The following is a 19,664-nucleotide window of genomic DNA, read 5'->3' as shown; positions in this document are numbered from 1 at the left end:
TGTGGGTGCGTCTCGTAGTGCTCGCAGGATTCGGCATTTTCATCTGGTTTCAGGGGACGAAACTTCTGGCAGCGTTTTCTGTAGTGCTTGTAGCTCTCACCGTCGTGCAGCTGGTGATGGCTTACCAACGGCGCTAAAACAGCTTTCCGATGAGCTCCCTAAATGCTGCACAATTACGTAACAGTGACTATATAGTGGCTTAAAAGGGGTTGCCCCCAAGGCGGCTGGGGAGATGCAGATCAGTCCAGATCCAAAGGCGCCATCACAAATATCCCACCCGCACGCATAGCGACCCTCAGACAACGCATGGCACACAGGAAAGCGCCCGGAAGGCGGCAAACCAAGAAGTCGCCAAATAAGCTGAAGGCTCGAACTTTCGGAACGGCGATGCGGACGGGACAGGCAACTCGGAGCAAAGCATCAAGGGCCCATCGAGTACGCGCAACGCACGCGTGACTCCGCCGGCACCCATGACTCAGCGAGGGCACACCGTCAAGGCCTGAGTACGGATCCATGCGAACCTAGAGATAGGAGATGTGAAATCACGCCTTCCCGCCGCATAAATTTATGTCCGATAATGTACATTATGTCAGATTGTATTTGCACATCCTCCCTGCCCAATTGTCACGGCCACAGCACCACAACATGTCAACCCCTCCCTAGTTCCCACGAATTTATCATGTGGTGAGAGTTGGATTTCAACCTATGGGACGGTAATGTTTCCCGCACAACCAATCAATCTATTGAAATCATCAAGGAGGGCGCTTCCCACATGACCGCAGTCAAAACCAAGCCGCCGACACCGGGCGCAACCCCAAAACTCACAAAACGTGACCGCGTGCGTGTGGCCGTGGCATCGACTATTGGCACGACCATTGAGTTCTACGACTTCTATATTTATGCCACGGCAGCCGTAGCCGTCTTTCCTTTCCTCTTCTTCCCGAAGACCGAGGACCCCACCGTTGCCCTGCTCCAGTCCTTTGCCACCTTCGGCCTGGCCTTCATTGCCCGGCCACTGGGCTCAGTGCTCTTTGGACACTTCGGCGATCGCATCGGCCGCAAGGCCACCCTCGTGGGTGCACTCCTGACGATGGGCATTGCTACCTTCATCATCGGCGTCCTCCCCACGTACCAGACCGCGGGCATCATCGCGCCTGCCCTGTTGGCCCTGATGCGCTTCTGCCAGGGTTTGGGCTTGGGCGGCGAATGGTCCGGTGCAGCTTTGCTGGCTTCCGAGACCGCCGAGGAAGGCAAGCGCGCTTCCGCCGCCATGTGGCCGCAGTTCGGCGCACCTTTCGGGTTCTTGCTCGCCAATGGCTTCTTCCTGACTCTGGTTGCAACCATGGATTACTCCCGCGGCGACACGACCGGCACCTTCATGGAATGGGGCTGGCGCTTGCCCTTCCTCGCCTCCGCTGTCATGGTCCTCATTGGCCTCTACGTCCGCCTGCGCTTGGAGGAAACCCCTGTCTTCCAGCAGGCAGTAGACGAAGGCAAGAAGGTCAAGACCCCCATGGTGGAGGCTTTCCGCACTGCCTGGAAGCCGATGATCATCGGTACCTTCGTCATGGTCTCCTGCTACACGCTGTTCTACCTGGTCACCACCTGGATTCTCTCCTACGGTATCGGCGATAAATCCCAGGGGCTGGGGTTGGGAATCCCCTACCTGGAATTCCTGGAGATCCAGCTGATCTCCATCTTCATGTTCATCATCGGCATTCCTGTTTCTTCCATGCTGTCGGATAGGTATGGCCGCAAGCCGATCTTGGTCGTGACTTCACTCATCATGATTGCCTTCGGTTTCAGCTTCCCCTTCTTCCTCGGCATCGAACACGCTGACCGCAACTCGGTCCTCGGCTTCTTGCTCGTCGGCATGTTCATCATGGGCCTCATCTTCGGCCCCATGTCGGCTGTCTTGCCGGAGCTCTTCCCCACTAACGTCCGCTACACCGGTTCCGGCATCGCGTACAACGTCTCATCTATCCTGGGTGCCGCCGTGGCCCCGTTCATCGCTACGTGGCTGGTCAGCGCCTTTAACGTGAGCTACGTGGGCTATTACCTCATCATCGTCTGCTTCATCTCCCTCATCGCTATCCTCATGATGCAGGAGCTGAAGGACCAGGATCTTTCCCAGGTTTAGGTTTTCAGACACAAGCATCTCCCCGTCTCCTTCCGGTGTTTCTCACCGAAGGGCGGGGAGATTTTTGTCGCGCCGGCCCCGTTACTTCCAAAAGTGCAGACTCGCTGGTCGTCGCAAAGCATTGCCTGGGCGCTTGACGACGCCCACGCTGCAGCTCTGCACTTCCAGGTCTGCACAAATAGAAGACAGGTGGCCGGCAAACATGTGCCAACCACCTATGCGGAGTTAAGTGCCCGGATGGGTAACCTGCTACACAGAAACCGCAGTTTTACTGGATTCCGCCTCGTCGTCGATGGGCTTGCGGCGCACGATGGCGGAGAAGACTGCGCCAGTGACGTTGGCCCACACTGCGGCGACCACACCCGGCAGCGCAGCCTCCGGGGTAAAGAACTGCAACGCCAATGCCGAGGCGAGTCCGGAGTTCTGGGTCGCTACTTCAATGGCCGTGGTGCGCGCCGCTGCTTCGCGCTGGCGGGCTAGCTTGGCCATGTAGTACCCAAAGAGGAATCCGATGAGGTTCTGGATAGCCACGCCGATAAACACGACGAGACCAACGGTGACCAGCTTATCCTGCGATTTCGACACCACCGCTGTGACCACGCCGCCGATGCCAGCGATGGCCACCCACGGCAAGGCCGGCAGAACCTTGTCCACAGCTTTAGTAGCAATCACGCGCAGCAACAGGCCCAGGCCCACCGGAATGAGGACGGTCTGGACCAGCGACCACACCATGCCGGCACCGTCAACCTCTGCGGTTTGTCCCGCCAACCACAGCATGAGCACCGGCGTCATGATCGGCGAGACGAGGGTTGACACCGAAGTCATCGCCACCGACAACGCTACATCGCCCTTAGCCAGGTAAGCCATCACATTGGAGGCAGTACCGCCGGGCACAGACCCGAGGAGGATGAGGCCGACAGTGGCGGCGTCGGAAAGCCCTAGCATTTTCGCCACGAGCACAGCACTCGTCGGCATGATGGCAAATTGACAAATAACGCCCAAGAAGATGGGCAGCGGGCGCTTCGCCACTAGGGCCAGGTCCGGAATAGTCAGGGTAAGGCCCATGGAAAACATGATGACCATGAGCAACTGCGAGGTGTACTGCCCCACCGGTTCAAAGGTACTGGGACTCACAAAGGCGACAATGGCGCAGGCAATAATAACGATGGGAAAGATGTAGACGGCGAGTTTCTCGCCGGTCTCCCCCTCTGTACGCGGGTTCGTCATGGTGTTTCCTTTCCAGAGTATGTCTCACTAGATGAATTGAGTATCCCATATGATGAACCTCACGTACCCGTTTTGGTCCAGATTTACTGTCACGCGATAGATTAGAAATATGTCCAAGCTTTTAAGCCCCGATTCCTCTCGTTTCTCCCGCCCAGCCGGCACCACGAGCCAGGCCGACGCGGTTTCTGCACACTACAAGAACGGCTCCCCCGCCGAGCTGGTGGCGGACATGGAAGCCATCGTTGGTCACGAGAACGTGCACGGACGTCTCAGCGACCTCGTGCGCTTCTCCTCTGATGCCGGCCCTTACCGCTCCATCCCGAACATCGTGGTCTCCCCGCGCAACGCCACGGACCTCGCTGCGCTGATGAAGTACTGCGATACTCACGATCGCCACATGACCTTCCGCGCAGCAGGAACGTCGCTGAACGGCCAGGCCATGGGCGATGACATCCTCGTCGATGTCAAAACCCACTTCGGCGGCATGGAGGTGCGCGAAGAAGGCCGCAAGCTGTGGTCCCGCCCCGGCGTCATCTTGGGCGATGCCCAGGCGGTACTCTCCCGCCACGGCTTCATGCTGGGGCCGGACCCGGGATCCACGTCCGTGTGCACCATCGGTGGCGTGCTGGCCGATAACTCCGGCGGCATGCGCTGCTCTTTAGAGCGCGATAGCTACCACAGCATTGAAGAGCTCATCTTCGTCCTACCTTCGGGCACCATCGTGGATACGTCCCGTGGGGACGAGGCCTTCCGCAAGCAGGAGCCAAAGCTCCACGCCGATCTACTGGCCTTCCGCGACAAGCTGCGCGCTAATACCGAGATGGTGGACTTCCTGCGCACCAAGTTCTCCATCCGCAACACCAATGGTCTTCGTATCGACGCCTTCCTCGACGAGGATGAGCCCGTGCACATCCTCAAGCGCCTGCTCATCGGTTCCGAGGGCATCTTCGGCGCCATCACGGAATCCGTCATCCGCACGGTGAAGCTACCGCGTGTGAAGGCCACGACGTGGGTCGAGCTGCCCAACCTGCGTGATGCCGCAAACTACGTGCACCCCATCATGGAAACCGGCGCGGAAGCCTGCGAACTCCTGGTCGCCCCGGTCATGCGCCGCTCGGCCGAACACTATGCGCATGCGCCGGAATCCTGGCGCAACCTTGATGATGATGCCGCGGCACTCCTCGTCGAGGTGGGCGGCAGCGACGAGGCAGATTTGGACAAGGCCATGGATCGCCTACGCACCGTGCTTGCCGACGCCCCACTACTCCGCCCCCTCGAATTCCTCACCACCGCAGAAGGTATGCGCGGTGCGTGGGAACTGCGCAACGGCCTCTATGGCCTGCTGGGCGCAGACCGCCCGAACGGCACGGCGTACATCACCGAGGATGTCTGCTTCCCGCCCTCTCAGGTTGGCGAAGCCGCAGCAGACCTGTTGGACTTGCAGGCCAAGTATGGCTACCCGGAATCCGTCATGGGGCACGCTGCTTTTGGCAACCTGCACTTCTTCTTCACCCCGCGTTTTGATGTCGAGGAAGAGCGCGAGTCCTATGCCGCGTTCTTGGATGATCTGGCCGAGCTGGTCATTGATAAGTACCAGGGCTCAATGAAGGCCGAGCACGGCACCGGCGTAAACATGGCTCCCTTCCTGGAGCACGAGTGGGGCACAGAGGCCTTCGAGCTGTTCTGGGAAGTCAAGAACATGATCGATCCCAAGGGCATCCTGGCGCCGAACGTGAAGCTTACACGCGACCAAACCATCCACCTGCGCAACTTCAAGTCCTTCCCGAAGGTCGAGAATGAAATCAACCCGTGTGTGGAGTGCGGCTTCTGCGAGCCTGTCTGCCCCTCGCGCCACGCCACTGTGACCCCACGCCAGCGCATCGTGCTGCGCCGCGAGATGGCCCGGCAGCAAGAAGGCTCGGAGGTGCTGGCGCAGCTACAGAAGGAGTACCAGTACGACGCAGTCGACATGTGCGCCGCAGACGGCACCTGTTCTATCCCCTGCCCGATTAGCATCGATACAGGTGCGGTCATGAAGCAGCTGCGCGCGCAACAGGCTACCCCGGCCCGCGAGAAGGTGGCACTGACGACGGCGCAGCGCTGGGAACTGGTGGAAAAGCTTGCCCGCGCTGGCATCATCTCCGCCAACAAGATTCCCCACAAGCCCCTCGAGCTGGGCACCAACATGGCTCGCAACGTGGTAGCTCCCGACTTGCTGCCCACCGTCCCGGGGCCGCTTCCGAAGGCCGCATCGCGTCTGCCGGAAACCCCGCGCGAGGGCGCTGGCGCACTCTACTTCCCTGCCTGCATCAACCGCATCTTCGGCCGCCCAGCCGGCGCGGCCAAGGATTCAGTCGACCTCCCGCGCGCCATCGTGGAACTAGGACGCCGCGCTGGCCAGCCAGTGTGGATTCCGGAGGACGTCGCGGGCGATTGCTGTGGTACACCGTGGTCGTCCAAGGGCTACAAGGAAGGATTTGAGTACCAGGCTCAAAAGATCGTGCGCGACCTCTGGCATTGGTCGGAGCACGGCCAGCTGCCCATCGTGGTCGATGCTGCCAGCTGCACCCACGGGTTGCTAGATTCCGTTCCTGAGGTGCTCTCCCCTGCTGACCGCAAGCTTTGGGAGGATCTGCGCATCCTCGATGTCGTGGAATGGCTGCGCGATGAAATCGCCCCACACCTGCCCATCGTGAAAAACATGGGCAGCATCGCCGTACACCCAACCTGCTCGACTGAACACATGGGCATGAGCCAAGCGCTCGTTGACCTGGCAAACCTCTGCGGCTCTGCCAAAGTCCCGGAGGGCGCGATGTGCTGTGGCTCCGCCGGTGACCGTGTCATGCTGCACCCGGAGCTTGTCGAGTCCGCCACACGCGAGGAGCGCGTTTCTCTCGACGCGGAACACTTCGACGCCTTCGTCTCCGATAACCGCACCTGCGAAATGGGCCTGGAGATGATCTCCGGGCGGACCTATGAATCAATCGCAGTGCTGCTGGAGCGGGCCTCCCGTCCGGTCGTCACTCCATAGCAACGCGCCGCTGGCAATACTCCTCGTCGGGAGCTCTGCCACCGGCGCAACAGATGTGGTGGAGCCGGGTTAGAGATAGTCGTAATTGATTTCGGTGTCCGGGGCGAAAAACACGCACCCGCCCTTCATTGGGCGCAGGTAGATCGTGTCGCCCTGGTGCACGTCAATGCCGCGCGGCACCTTCACTGTGATCCGGCCACCGCGGACCACGGTTCCGTCATTGGCCGACTCTTCGCGCGCACCATAGACGTACAGCTCGGAGCCTAAGTGCTCCACAATACCGACCCGAACCGGTATCCCATACTGTTCACCTGGCTGGTTGACGCCAATGATTTCCCAATTCTCTGGGCGAACACCAACGAGGACGTGCTCCGCTCCCACCTTCGCGGCCTGCTCCCGTGGCATGTAATAGTCCAACGCATGATCTTTGCCGCTGACAACACGGCCGTCAACGAAAGGTACATTGTCGATGAGAGTCATAGCCGGCGAACCGATGAACGTCGCGACGAAGGAATTACCGGGGTTCTCATACAGTTTTTTAGGCGCGTCGACTTGCTGAATAATGCCCTGTTTGAGGACACACACGCGATCACCCATGGTCATTGCCTCAGTTTGGTCGTGGGTGACATAGACCGTGGTGGTGTTGAGCTCGCGCTGCAATTGAAGGATCTGCGCACGCGTGGATACGCGGAGCTTCGCATCCAGGTTGGAGAGGGGCTCATCCATGAGAAAGACCTTGGGCTGGCGCACGATAGCGCGTCCCATGGCCACACGCTGGCGCTGACCACCCGACATTGCGGAGGGCTTGCGATCAATAAGGTCCTCCAGCTCCAGCATTTTCGCAGCGAAGCTCACGCGCTCTTCGATGGTTGCCTTATCCACCTTGGCATTTTGCAATGCAAACGCCATGTTCTGGCGCGCTGTCATGTTGGGGTACAGCGCATAGGACTGGAACACCATGGCTACATCGCGGTCCCGCGAGCGGGTCTCGGTAACGTCGGCCCCGTCGATGAAGATCTGGCCTTCGTCGATCGGCTCAAGCCCAGCGAGCATACGCAACGTCGTAGACTTGCCGCAACCAGACGGTCCGACGAGTACCAGGAACTCGCCGTCTTTGATATCGAGGTTAATGCGGCTGACCGCCGGGGGCTTCTTCGGATCATAAATCCTGGAAGCTTGGCGGAATTCAACAGTAGCCATGGTGTCCTTTCAAACGATCCGAAGTGTTACTTGAGCTTCGGGGTGATGTCGCGGTCGATAACGCTCTGCGTCTCCTTTTGCAGGTCACCGAATGCGGACTCCACGTCCTCATTGCCCACAGTGATGCGATCAAGAACGCCACCGATGCGCTGTCCACCACCCGGTACGAAGACGCGAGCGTAATCCTGCGGCTTGGTGTTCTCGTTGAGCTGCTCGATTGCCGTCTGGGCGTTCGGGTTCTCCTCCAAGAACTTCTTCTCCTCTGGATCATCCAGGGCGTCCTTGCGCACCGGCATGTAACCCGTCTTCTGGGAGAACTTGATGGTGTTCTCGGTGTTCGTCAGGAAGTCAATGAACTTGACCGCGTTAGCCTTGCGCTCGTCAGAAATTCCAGCAGGCACGGCCAGACCAGCACCACCGGTGGCTGCCGAAGGACCAGGGCCTGGCAGGTAGGTGGTGATGAATGGAATCGTTGCCGTCTCCTTCAGGCCGCCCAGGGAACCGGTGGACTCCAGCAATCCAGAGGCCTTGCCAGAGCCGAAGGCTACAGTCGGGTCGGTGGAGATTTCGATGTGACCGGCCTTGACCTGGTCCTGCAGGAACTTGCCGGCTTCGATGGACTCCTTCGAGGTAAAGTTCGGTTCCCACTCATCAGAGTAAGAACCGCCAAAGGCCCAAATCATGCCCTGGAAGTACCAGTCGAGATAGCTAGAGCCATCCGGGACGGTGACGGCCGGCTTGTCGAGCTTGTCCTTGATTTTGGTGGCCCATTCGTCGAATTCTTCCCAGTCCTTCGGGCCACGGTCGGTGGGAAGGCCAGCTGCCTTGAGGTCATCGGTGTTCCAGTACATCAGGTTCGTGGAGCGGGAGTACGGAACGCCGTAGTGCTTGTCGTTGTACTTGTAGTCTTCGCGCAGGGTGTCGACGTAGCTCTCATAGTCAATGTCGTTCATCTCCCACAGCTCATCGAGCGGCGTCGTGGCTTCATTCAGTGCGAAGTTGAACCACGTGACGTCAGAAGCAACGAGGACGTCGGGAAGGTCGCCACCTGCGAGGGCAGCGTTAAAGCGCTGTGCAACTTCTTCGTAGTTGGAGCCTGCGGTGACCAGTTCGACCTTCAGATCTGGGTTCTCCTTCTCGAATTCATCAATGAGCTCTTGCTCTATGTCACGAGAGGAACCCGGGTGGTTGGACCAGAAGGTGATGGTGTTGGCGTCGCCGCCGTCCTTTGAGTCGTTCCCTGCGGTGGTCGAACCACCTGCACAGGCGGTCAAGGACATGGTGGTGAGAAGCGCCGCGCAAGCGGCAACGATGCGAGTAGAAATTTTATGAGACATGGGGAGGTTCTCCTTGAGAAGTGAAGAGTTGGGTGGACTTGTTCGAGTTGGGCCTCGGGATGGCAGGCAGGCTAGCCCTTGACTGCTCCAGCAGTCAGGCCCTTAATCATCGGCTTCTGGAGTATGAGGAAGATGATGATCATGGGCAGGGTTGTCAGCACTGTGCCGGCCATCACCGGCGCCCAGTTGGTCACGCCTTCCGCATCCTGCAAGCGGGTCAGGCCCACCGGAAGGGTGGCTGCAGCCGGTGTATCCGTAATCAGGAAGGGCCACAGGTATTGGTTCCACTCATTGACCACGGTGATCAGGACGAACGCGGACAGCGTTGGCCACGACATGGGCAGGACCACTCGGAACAAGGTGGTGAAGAATCCTGCCCCGTCCATGTGCGCGGCCTCGAGAATCTCCGGCGGCAACGATTGGAAGTTTGTGAAGCGATTGCCCCGCCACGGATGATGATCCAGCGACGTCTCACTATGACGCAACAACGGTAGTTCGGTAGTTCGAAATAATGGTGTTGTTCTAGGTAATGGTATGATCAGAACAGATGGCGAGCGATGAAGCGAAGGCATAGGCAGTCAGCACTCCGAGGACTACCTCCACCACCGTGAGAATCAGCGTGATGATGATGGAATTTCTCAGATAACTCGAGAAGCCAGAGGTCTGCCAGACATAGGAATAGTTTTCTTCCTTGAAAGGATTAGGCCAGAAAGAAATCGGATCCGAGTACACATCCTGGAAGGACTTAAAGCTGGTGATGAAGATGAAGTACAGCGGCACCACAATCATCAGCACTGTCAGAACCAAGGCAATATAGCCGACGACCTTCGTTGCTGGATGGCCGTGATCAGCCGGCTCACCTTTACGGTTGCGCTGGGCCTCGGTGATGACTGGGGCTGCGAGGGACTGCGAACCAGGAACCGGTGGAAGCTCACCTTTCGCTTGCGGGAGCCCCACCTTGATGGAAGCCGGAATTGCGCGTTTTTCGGACATTTACTTATCCATCCTTTCCTGCAACTTGATCTGCAGCACCGTAATGACAAGCACGACGAGGAACATGATGGTGGCCACGGCAGCGCCATAGCCGGCACGGTTGTTGATGAACGTCTCTTGGTACACCTGGAAAACCATCGTGGAGGTTCCATAACCAAACGGTCCACCGCCGGTCATCGCGTTGATAATGTCGAAGACTTGGAAGGAATTGAGCAGCACGGTGATTAACAAGAAAAACGTGGTGCCGCGAAGCTGCGGCAGGACCACACGGAAGAAATGGCGCGCGGCCGGAGTGCCGTCAATCTCCGAAGCCTCATCGAGGTCGCGCCGGCGCCCCTGCAGAGCCGCAAGATAGATGACGAAAACGTAGCCGACGTTCTTCCACACGTAGGTCACCGTAATCATGAACAATGCCCAGTTCTGCTGCTGGTAGAAGTTCGGCACATCGACCCCGATTAAGCCCAGGAAGTATTGGATAAGACCGTAGTTGGGATCGAAGACGAACTGAAAGGCAACGCCAATCGCCGCGCCCGCGATGACATAGGGCGCGAAAACAATTGAGCGCACCGCCGCGCGGCCAAACAGTTTCTGGTCCAGAAGCAATGCCAGCGCTAGCCCCAGCACCATCGAACCGACCACCGCGAAGAAGGTGAAGACGACAGTGTTGAACACCACGCGTCCCGTATCTGGCGCTTGGAACCAGTCGATGTAGTTCTGCAGGCCGACGAAAGTCATCGTCGGCGATGAAATATTCCAGTTAAAGAAAGAGATGCGGATGTTATCGACCAGTGGTCGATAGGTGAAAAGAATGAGAAGGAGAAGGTTCGGGCCAATCAGCAATGCCGCTAGGCCGATCTGGCGCCAGTCGAGCTTTCGCTTGCGTGGGTGGCGCGCGTACTCCTCGGAGACGATCGGCTTCTCGGTAACAGGAGGGATCGTAGCCGTTCGCCCGCTCGCGGGGATGGTTTTTGCCATGCAGAAAAAACTAGACCAAGTCAGTAAACAAAAAGTTTACTCGACGTTTTGATTGAATAAACAAAAAGAAAATTCCCGGGGCCGCACCCACAAAAGCGCCCCATACGCGTGGGTTACATCACATAAACGCAGAGGAGAGGAATCTATAGAAACTCCTGAATACGGGAGTTCCACCGTCGATATAGCTAGACCTTTGCGGCCATGAACACAACGGCTCCGAGCGTAGCTTGGCGCTAACTCGCTGCGCGCACAACGTCGAGGGCTAGCTCTGGCAAGTCCGTTGCCATGAGCTCTACCCCGTTGTTACGACACCACTCCATGTCCTTCGGTAAATTCACCGTCCATACGTAGGACTGACTGTCGACGCCCGCAAAGAAATCAGCTTCCAACCGCGCCTGGCGAATGGAAGGCCCGAAGCCCGAAGCGCCCTCGAGAGAATCTGGTAGTCCCGCATCCGGTTCCAAGAGAAGAAAGGATCGCAGGGATGGCAATAGGCTTCGGAAGCGCGCAATTGCTTCAGGGTTAAAGGAAATCAGGCTGAACCGTGGATCGGCATCGAGATGTCGGTTGCGCAGGACTTCGGCCACCGACTCTTCGAGTCGCGCCCCGAAAGGAGACGGGTGCTTCGTCTCGATAAGCAGCTGCTTTCCGGGGTATGACTCGATGAGGTCCACAAGTTCGTCGAGAAGCAGGATGCGTTGAGGATCCTCGTGGGTACCAAAGTTGAGTGCGCGCAGCTCCTCCAGTGTCATGTCACCGACAGAGCCGGTGCCATCCGACGTGCGATCCACAGTCTGGTCGTGGATAACCACAACCTCCCCGTCCTTGGTCAGGTTGACGTCACACTCCACACCGGCCACATCAAGCTTGAGAGCCTCCTCGAAGGCACGGGACGTGTTCTCCGAGTACCACCCGTTATAACCTCGGTGCGCGATAATACCTGTGCGGTCTGCCATACCCTCTTCCTCCGAGCCGCAAAGTGGTTGTGCCTCTGGCGCCGCCCAGTGTAGACCGCTAACGGCGACCCCCGCGGTTGCGGTGGGTCGCCACCACGTGCACCGCATCCAGCATCCCTAAGGTGAGCAGCGCCTCGCGGAGAGCAAACTGGAACGTCCAAAGGCGGCGGAAAACCTGGTCGAAGCCCGCTGCCGCAGCTTCGCGGTGCCGCCCGTCGAAGAAGCTGCGCTGGTAACGAAGCGTTTCCAGGTAGTGGGTTCCGGTGTGGGTCTGAGCGATGATGCGCAGGTTGGAGCGCCTATCGAAGAGTCGGTGGGTCTCCTCCAGCGTCGGGTAATCCAGGCCAGGCCATATATAAGCTCGCAGAACCTGAATCGCGGACTGGGCGGCCGGAGTCATCGCCTCGGTAGCAAAGAGCGATCCCATGGCCACTCGCCCACCGCTGACCAGCGAGCGATCCAGCATCTGCACATAGCGCCGGCGCTCGGGAGCCGATAGCGTCTCTAGCTTCTCCACGCTCACTATCGCGTCATAGCGCCCGCGCCACTGCTTCGGATTGGGCAACGCCGTTTCGATGCCCTGCACATGGACAGAATCAGCGGCTCCCTCAAGGAGTAGTTGTTCGTCGAACAGCGCCTGCTGCTCAGCATCCCCCGTAAGGACGTCAACGGTGGCGCGCCGGGCAACGGCTTGAATTGCTACCTGCAGACCAGTCGCCGGATAAACCAGAAGATGTGTGCCGGCGCCGGTGCGGGTGGCGTCGAGAAGCCACTGTGCAGCGCGGCGCTGTGCATCACCCAAGTCCTCGCGGTCCGTGTGCGTAGGCTCGGTCACGCTCGTCACATCGACGAAGTGCTCCTTGGGTTCCTTGCTCCCCATCCGCGCGCTATAGCTGCGGACCGCCTCGCGCACCGTGGTGGGAACGCCGCTAGCGAAAATTCCGCCCGAATGGCTCAAGGAGTCACCCGCGTACAGCTTCACCACATCGAGGGGTAGCTCGCCGGGACTCGAAGTCTCGACCGCCAGCTCCTTCGCTTTCGGCCGATACCCCACCCCCAACAGCCGCAGGAGAACCTTGACCAAGCGATCGGAATCGGGCGTCGTCCACTCCCCTGCCATATAAGACTCAGCCAGGCCCAGCCAGCCCGAGTCGGCGATGCGGGAAAAGAGAGCGTCGTGAAGCACAGCCAGATCCGGCTCCTCGCCTTCCAGCTCCACCCCTGCTTTGGCGCAGGCCTGCGCAAACTCCGCTTCAGTCCGGCCGCCCGTAAAGCGCAGCAAACGCGGTGAGGGCACGGTTGCTACGCCGGGCCACGTCGCAGCGTCAATCGATGCCAAGTGGGAATACACGCTCTAGCCAGCCTTCCTCATCGCACACACGTATTTACTTAGAGTAAAACCAGCGGGCCACGAAGAGGTGGAGGCGCGGCCCAAAAAGCCAGTTAATAACCCATAAAGTATGCATGTACCGCTAGAAAGGTTTAGACTGACTCGGGTAAAATAATCAAGCTTTCTTCAGGAAGGTATTCAATCACCATGGCGCAAACTCCCCACCGCCCTAGTAACGGCCGCCACCACGTCGTTGTTATCGGTGCCGGCTTCGGCGGCATCAACGCCGTTAAGAAGCTCAAGAACGCGGATGTTGAGATCACCCTCATCGACAAGAAGAACCACCACCTCTTCCAGCCGATGCTCTACCAGGTAGCCACCGGCGTCATTTCCGCCGGCGAAATCGCCCCGTCCACGCGTCAGCTCCTGCGCCACCAGGACAACGTCAACTTCGTCAACGGTGAGGTCACCGATGTCGACATCAAGGAACAGACCGTCACCGCAGAACTTGACGGCGCGGTCCGCACCTACGGCTACGACTCCCTCATCGTCGCTGCTGGTGCTGGCCAGTCCTACTTCGGCAACGACCACTTCGCCGAGTATGCGCCGGGCATGAAGACGCTTGACGACGCCCTCGAGATCCGCTCCCGCATCATCTCCGCCTTCGAGAAGGCAGAGCTGGAAGAGGATCCGGCAAAGCGTGAGAAGCTGCTGACCTTCGTCATCGTCGGCGCTGGCCCGACTGGCGTTGAGCTCACCGGCCAGATCGCGGAGCTGGCACAGCGCACCTTCGCCGGCACCTACTCCAACTTTGGTTCCTCCTCCGCCAAGATTTACCTCTTGGATGGCGCTCCGCAGGTCCTTCCGCCGTTTGGCAAGCGCCTCGGCCGCAAGGCACAGCGCACCCTGGAGAAGCTGGGCGTGGACGTACGCCTCAACGCCATGGTTAGCGACGTCACCGCTGACGCCGTCACCTACAAGAACATGAAGACCGATGAAGAGGTCACCATCGAGGCCGCGACCAAGATCTGGTCCGCAGGTGTCGCCGCTTCCCCGCTGGGCAAGCTCATCGCTGACCAGGCAGGCGTGGAGGCGGACCGTGCCGGCCGTGTCTCCGTCAACGAGGACCTCACGGTTGGTGAGTACAAGAACGTCTACATCGTCGGTGACATGATTTCCCTCAACCGCCTCCCGGGTGTAGCCCAGGTGGCCATCCAGGGCGGCAACCACGTGGGCAAGCTCATCGAGGCCAAGATTGATGAGGAGTCCACCGCTAACGAGGCCGAGCCATTTGAGTACTTCGACAAGGGCTCCATGGCCGTCATTTCCCGCTTCAACGCAGTGGTCAAGCTGGGCAAGACCGAGTTCGCTGGCTTCCCGGCCTGGATTTCCTGGCTCGGACTGCACATCTTCTACATCGTTGGCTTCCGCAGCCGTACCCTCGTGGCGCTGCACTGGCTGCTCAACGCCTTCTCGCGCGACCGCGGTAACCTGGAAATCACCCAGCAGCAGCGCGTTGCTCGCAACGTGATTGACCGCGACCTCCACTAGGTCTTACGCGTCTTAAAAGGAGAGAGGAAATTTCCTCTCTCCTTTTTCTTTAGCCATGTACGGTGGACGAAAGAATAGCCAAGCTTAAGGAGAAACCGTGAGCCAACCTGCGCTGCCCCGTGTCCTCAGCATCGCCGGCACCGATCCGACGGGCGGCGCTGGTATTCACGCCGACCTCAAGTCCTTCGAGGCCGCTGGGGCCTATGGAATGGCCGTGGTGACCGCCCTGGTTGCGCAGAATACGCAGGGCGTGCGGGCTATCCACACCCCACCGGTGGATTTTCTGCGTGAGCAGCTGGCAAGCGTCAAGGACGACGTGACTATCGACGCCGTCAAGATCGGCATGCTGGGATCCGTCGCTATCACCGAAACGGTGAGCGACTTCATCGCTTCCCTCCCCGCGGGAGTGCCGGTTGTCTGTGATCCGGTCATGGTCGCCTCCAGCGGTGACCGCCTGCTCGAGCCGGAAGCGGAGCGCGCCGTACGGGAGCTGGCGCGCCGCGCGACCGTGGTCACACCCAACCTGCCGGAACTCGCTGTCCTCGCGGGCGTAGCAGGACCGCGCACCTTTGATGCTGCTCTCTCTGTCGCACCCACGTGGGCACACGAGAACGACACCTGGGTCGTAGTCAAGGGCGGTCACCTCGATGGTGCCGAGGCCGATAACGCGACCGTAAGTCCTTCCGGCGATATCACGCGCGTGCCCTGCCCGCGGATTGATACGAAGAACACGCACGGCACGGGCTGCTCGCTGTCCTCAGCCCTAGCGGCGCGTTTGGGCGCGGGCGAATCCCTCGACGAAGCACTGGTTTGGGCCACCGAGTGGCTCCACGAGGCGATTGAGCATGCCGATGCGCTTCACGTCGGACACGGACACGGGCCCGTTGACCACGGCCACCGGCTCCGGCGCCTGGCTGCGGAGAAACAAAGTTAGCCCAGCAGATCGGCACCTGGACGAGTAAGCACGGCCACCATGAAGGTGGAGTTCTCCTTGAAAACCTTCATGTCCCACGAGGAGAAAATGAAATCGACTCGGTAGCCCACCGCGCGGGCCAGTTCGAGGAACTCCTCAAAGCCCCAGCCGCGGCCCTCGCCGAAACCGACGACGAAGCGGCCGCCGGGGCGAAGCGCGTTAAACACGTTGCGCAGGGCCGCCTCGCGCCCTTCGTTGGCTATAAAAGTCATGACGTTGCCCGCAGCCACGGCGATGTCGAAGTTATCCTCTGGGATTTCCTCCTCAGAAAGATCACCTACCTCCCAGCGGGCCTCCGGGTAATCGTTCACCGCGTGTTCGATCAAAATCGGGTCGACGTCGACGCCCAACACCGTATGCCCGCGCTTTGCCAACTCGCCGCCGAGCCGTCCGGAACCGCAGCCGGCGTCGAGAACGCGGGAGTGGCGTTCACTCATGGCGTCGATAAGCCGGGCTTCCCCATCGATATCCTTACCCTGGGCCCGCAGCGTCTTCCATTTCCGTGCAAAGTTGTGGGAATGGGCGGGGTTCGCGGCAGTTACTTCTTTCCAGGTAGGCATGACAACGAGTATAGGCCTTTAGAGGTGTAAGATTTAGCCGCTCTGATAAAACGCCTATACGAAGCGAAGGAGGCTGAGACACGATGCCATCTGTACCGTCACCATTCAAGCCACGCAAGAAAAACACTTCGGACAATAGTTCGCCGAGTTTTTCCGTGCCTGTCGAGCGTGCCATTGAGCACTGCCGAGTGTTCATCGACGGCGAGGCGCTGCCCGGTGAGTTTACCCCGCACAGCGCGCTGCAAACCGTGGAAGAATACGGCCGCGGCTTCGTGTGGGTAGGCCTGCACGAGCCGCTCGAATCGCAGATGACGAAGGTAGCGGCTGAATTCCGCATCCATGAGCTCATCGTCGAGGACGTCGTCCAGGCGCACCAGCGTCCCAAGCTGGAGCGCTACGACGACCAGCTCTTCGTGGTGGCACGGTCGGTGAACTACCGCGACCACGACGAGGTCGCCGATAAGCGCCAAATTATCTCCACTGGTGAAATCCAGATGATCATTGGTGCCACGTTCATTATCACGGTGCGCCACTCCGCCAAGCTGCCCAATCTCGCCTATGTGATCCAGGATGAGCAAGACCTCGTCGAGCAGGGTCCTATTTCGCTGGCGTGGAAGATCCTGGACATGATGGTGGACCGCTATTCGGAGATTTGCCGCCTCATCGCCATCGAGGTCGACGAATTAGAAGAAGAAATCTTCACTCCGAATTCGCTGCCCAACATCGACCGTATCTACATGTTCAAGCGCGAAATCTTGGAGATGAAGCACGCGATCGTGCCGCTTTCCCCAGCGTTGCGGGCGATGGTAGCGGACCACAAGGATCTCATTCCGAAGACGATTCGCTCCTATATCCGCGACGTCAACGACCACCAGCTGGTGGTCCAGGACCACGTGTCGGGGTTCGATGAGCGCTTGACCTCGCTTATCGACGCCTCCGTGGCCAAGATCAGCATGCAGCAGAACTCCGACATGCGCACGATCTCCGCGGTGGTTGGCATGTGGGCAGCGCCAACACTTGTAGCAGGTATCTATGGAATGAACTTCGACATCATGCCGGAGCTGCATTTCGCATGGGGCTATTACGGGGCAATTGGCCTCATGATCTTGGTGGTGGCCGGAATGTGGTGGTGGTTCCGGCGCAACAACTGGTTGTAGGGATTATTGCACCACCATGGTGCGCAACGTGGAAGCAGCGAGGAGTACATCGCCCTGGCTGATTTTCACTTCCCACAGCTGCGTGCGGCGGCCCTTGTACAGCGGCGTAGCGACAGCCGTGACGGTGCCTTCGGCAACGGGCTTGAGGAAATCTGTGTTGTTGTTCACGCCCACAACCGGCTTGCCCGCAAGGATCAGGCTGCCCACAGATGCGGTGGACTCCGTAATCGTGCAGAAAAGCCCTCCATTCGCCACGCCCCAGGGCTGGTGGTGATCCGGAACAACGTCAACCTCGGAGCGAATCTCATCAGCGGAAATGCGCGTGAAACGCAAACCGATGAGCCCGGCTAGGCCCTGCGGGTGAGAATTAATGAGCTGCAGTTCCTCGGCGTTAAGCGGCCGTGTTTGGGATACTGCGACGAGCTTTTCGAAGATTTCAGAGTGTTTCATGCCACACCAGGTTAGTGGATTTCGGTGACGTAGGATGGTTGACATGACTCAAACTGCTGAAAAGACAGATCTCGCTCAGATTGGTGTTGTGGGCCTGGCCGTCATGGGCTCCAACCTCGCGCGCAACTTTGCCCGCAACGGAAATACCGTCGCGGTCTACAACCGCAGCCCGGAGAAGACGCGCGCGCTCATCAGCGAGCATGGCGATGAAGGAGCCTTCATCCCTTCCGAGACCGTTGAGGACTTCGTGGCCTCCCTGGAGCGCCCGCGTAAGGCAATCATCATGGTGCAGGCGGGCGCGGCTACCGACGCCGTCATTAACCAGCTCACCGAGGCCATGGATGAGGGCGACATCATTATCGACGGTGGCAATGCCTTGTTCACGGACACCATTCGCCGCGAGAAGGAGGTGGCCGCTAAGGGGCGTCACTTCGTCGGCGCAGGCATTTCCGGTGGTGAGGAAGGCGCGCTCAATGGCCCGTCCATCATGCCTGGTGGCCCAGCTGAGTCTTGGGAGACCTTGGGACCAATCCTCGAGTCCATCGCCGCTAATGTCGACGGTACTCCGTGCGTGACCCACATCGGACCCGATGGCGCTGGCCACTTCGTCAAGATGGTGCATAACGGCATCGAATACGCCGACATGCAGGTTATCGGTGAGGCTTACCAGCTGCTGCGCTACGGGGTGGGCATGGAACCGGCTGAAATCGCCGAAGTCTTCCGCGAATGGAACGCCAGCGATCTGGACTCCTACCTCATTGAGATCACCGCCGAAGTACTAGCACAGAAAGATCCGGAGACAGGTGCCCCGCTTGTCGACGTCATTGTGGACGCCGCCGGCCAGAAGGGCACCGGCCGCTGGACCGCCATTAGCGGCCTCGAGCTTGGCGTCCCCATCACCGGAATTGCCGAATCCGTGTTCGCGCGTGCGCTCTCTTCTGCCACTGCTCAACGTGCAGCTGCCCAGGAAGGCCAGCTGCCTTCCGGAACCATTGCCGAGCTCAATGTGGACAAGGCTGAGTTCGTCGAAGACGTTCGCCGTGCGCTCTATGCCGCGAAGCTCATTGCCTACTCCCAGGGCTTCGATGAGATCAAGGCTGGCTCCGAGGAGTTCGGCTGGAACGTCGACCCGCGCGACTTGGCCACCATCTGGCGTGGCGGCTGCATCATTCGCGCGAAGTTCCTCGACCGTATCCGTGAGGCTTATGACAATAACGCCGACCTGCCGGCCCTCATTCTGGACCCGTATTTCAAGGGTGAGCTGGAAAACCTGATTGACCCGTGGCGTCGCGTCGTTGTGGCTGCCACCCAGCTGGGGCTGCCGGTACCCGTGTTTGCTTCTTCTTTGTCCTACTACGACAGCCTGCGCGCCGAGCGCCTCCCTGCGGCCTTGATTCAGGGCCAGCGCGATTTCTTCGGCGCTCACACCTTCAAGCGCGTGGACCGCGAGGGCACCTTCCACATCGAATGGTCGGGTGACCGCTCCCTGACCGAAATGTAGCCGCCAAGCCCCTCCCCCGAGGGGCTTTTCTCGTACCAGCCCCACTACCCTTTTACCCAGGGATTTTGTTCCTCCGGTTGCGGGGTTGCGGGTGCTGGTTTAATCTTCGTGCCCATGGGGGATATTGAAACCTACCTCCGCCTTCGCAACTCGGGGATTGCGCTGGTGGAGCATATACCGGGCACACCCGATGAGCTTCGCGCGCTCGGCGCCGACCCAGCCGACGCCACAGAGCTTGCCGGTCTGCACCAGGTGTACTTCGGCCCCACCCGCTACACCGGCA

15 protein-coding genes and 1 pseudogene are annotated in these 19,664 nt (G+C 59.5%); 6 read left to right on the top strand and 10 right to left on the bottom strand.

Annotation, left to right across the window (positions count from 1 at the left end; genetic code table 11):
• The first annotated feature begins 772 nt into the window (after nt 1-772).
• Nucleotides 773-2,140, top strand: a complete 1,368-nt coding sequence (locus tag HWX44_RS12890) for an MFS transporter (RefSeq protein WP_046649174.1) — start codon at nt 773-775, stop codon at nt 2,138-2,140.
• 249 nt (nt 2,141-2,389) lie between these two features.
• On the opposite strand, the gene HWX44_RS12885 is transcribed toward HWX44_RS12890, so the two are convergent.
• Nucleotides 2,390-3,367: a bile acid:sodium symporter family protein gene (locus tag HWX44_RS12885; protein ID WP_175975083.1), complete on the bottom strand. Its 978-nt coding sequence runs from the start codon at nt 3,365-3,367 to the stop codon at nt 2,390-2,392.
• Nucleotides 3,368-3,476: 109 nt separating this feature from the next.
• Between HWX44_RS12885 and HWX44_RS12880 the strand changes: the two genes are divergently transcribed.
• Nucleotides 3,477-6,398 (top strand): FAD-binding and (Fe-S)-binding domain-containing protein, encoded by a 2,922-nt coding sequence (locus tag HWX44_RS12880; protein WP_175975081.1) that lies wholly within the window; start codon nt 3,477-3,479, stop codon nt 6,396-6,398.
• Nucleotides 6,399-6,467: 69 nt separating this feature from the next.
• Here HWX44_RS12880 and HWX44_RS12875 read toward each other — a convergent pair whose 3' ends face one another.
• The 7 genes and pseudogenes from HWX44_RS12875 to HWX44_RS12845 form a co-directional block, all read right to left on the bottom strand.
• Nucleotides 6,468-7,598 carry an ABC transporter ATP-binding protein gene (locus HWX44_RS12875; protein WP_144657836.1) on the bottom strand — a complete coding sequence of 377 codons (1,131 nt, stop codon included), beginning with the start codon at nt 7,596-7,598 and terminating at the stop codon, nt 6,468-6,470.
• Between the two features lie 26 nt (nt 7,599-7,624).
• Entirely contained in the window at nt 7,625-8,935 is a 1,311-nt protein-coding gene (locus tag HWX44_RS12870; RefSeq protein WP_175975079.1) for an ABC transporter substrate-binding protein, read from the bottom strand.
• A gap of 71 nt (nt 8,936-9,006) precedes the next feature.
• A pseudogene (locus tag HWX44_RS12865) lies at nt 9,007-9,360 on the bottom strand (carbohydrate ABC transporter permease); the annotation flags it as partial.
• A gap of 97 nt (nt 9,361-9,457) precedes the next feature.
• A complete protein-coding gene (locus HWX44_RS12860) occupies nt 9,458-9,928 on the bottom strand; it encodes a carbohydrate ABC transporter permease (RefSeq protein ID WP_175975077.1) in 471 nt (156 codons plus the stop codon).
• Nucleotides 9,929-10,903 carry a carbohydrate ABC transporter permease gene (locus HWX44_RS12855; RefSeq protein ID WP_070717805.1) on the bottom strand — a complete coding sequence of 325 codons (975 nt, stop codon included), beginning with the start codon at nt 10,901-10,903 and terminating at the stop codon, nt 9,929-9,931. It abuts the gene before it with no gap.
• Between the two features lie 233 nt (nt 10,904-11,136).
• On the bottom strand, nt 11,137-11,859 hold the full coding sequence (locus HWX44_RS12850) for a glycerophosphodiester phosphodiesterase (protein WP_175975075.1): 723 nt from the start codon (nt 11,857-11,859) through the stop codon (nt 11,137-11,139).
• Between the two features lie 58 nt (nt 11,860-11,917).
• The gene (locus tag HWX44_RS12845; protein WP_175975072.1) at nt 11,918-13,210 is read right to left on the bottom strand and encodes a class I SAM-dependent methyltransferase; all 1,293 of its coding nucleotides are present in this window, start codon (nt 13,208-13,210) and stop codon (nt 11,918-11,920) included.
• Nucleotides 13,211-13,396: 186 nt separating this feature from the next.
• On the opposite strand from HWX44_RS12845, the gene HWX44_RS12840 reads away from it, so the two are divergent.
• Nucleotides 13,397-14,740, top strand: coding sequence for an NAD(P)/FAD-dependent oxidoreductase (locus HWX44_RS12840; RefSeq protein WP_175975070.1), 1,344 nt, complete (start codon nt 13,397-13,399; stop codon nt 14,738-14,740).
• Between the two features lie 97 nt (nt 14,741-14,837).
• Complete coding sequence (gene thiD / locus HWX44_RS12835; RefSeq protein WP_175975068.1) at nt 14,838-15,674, top strand: bifunctional hydroxymethylpyrimidine kinase/phosphomethylpyrimidine kinase; 837 nt, start codon at nt 14,838-14,840, stop codon at nt 15,672-15,674.
• On the opposite strand, the gene HWX44_RS12830 is transcribed toward thiD, so the two are convergent.
• Nucleotides 15,671-16,273, bottom strand: a complete 603-nt coding sequence (locus tag HWX44_RS12830; RefSeq protein WP_175975066.1) for a class I SAM-dependent methyltransferase — start codon at nt 16,271-16,273, stop codon at nt 15,671-15,673. The two genes, thiD and HWX44_RS12830, sit on opposite strands and share 4 nt — an antisense overlap.
• Before the next feature lie 83 nt (nt 16,274-16,356).
• On the opposite strand from HWX44_RS12830, the gene corA reads away from it, so the two are divergent.
• Nucleotides 16,357-17,430 carry a magnesium/cobalt transporter CorA gene (corA, locus tag HWX44_RS12825; RefSeq protein ID WP_102234592.1) on the top strand — a complete coding sequence of 358 codons (1,074 nt, stop codon included), beginning with the start codon at nt 16,357-16,359 and terminating at the stop codon, nt 17,428-17,430.
• 3 nt (nt 17,431-17,433) lie between these two features.
• Here the strand turns inward: corA and HWX44_RS12820 are convergent, their stop codons facing one another.
• Complete coding sequence (locus HWX44_RS12820; RefSeq protein ID WP_070517782.1) at nt 17,434-17,880, bottom strand: PaaI family thioesterase; 447 nt, start codon at nt 17,878-17,880, stop codon at nt 17,434-17,436.
• A gap of 43 nt (nt 17,881-17,923) precedes the next feature.
• Between HWX44_RS12820 and gndA the strand changes: the two genes are divergently transcribed.
• Nucleotides 17,924-19,381, top strand: coding sequence for an NADP-dependent phosphogluconate dehydrogenase (gene gndA, locus HWX44_RS12815; RefSeq protein WP_175975064.1), 1,458 nt, complete (start codon nt 17,924-17,926; stop codon nt 19,379-19,381).
• The last annotated feature ends 283 nt before the right edge of the window (nt 19,382-19,664 follow it).

Source organism: Corynebacterium sp. Marseille-Q2823 (assembly GCF_903645345.1).
GTDB lineage: Bacteria > Actinomycetota > Actinomycetes > Mycobacteriales > Mycobacteriaceae > Corynebacterium > Corynebacterium hiratae.
This window is presented reverse-complemented; position numbering and strand designations above follow the sequence as displayed.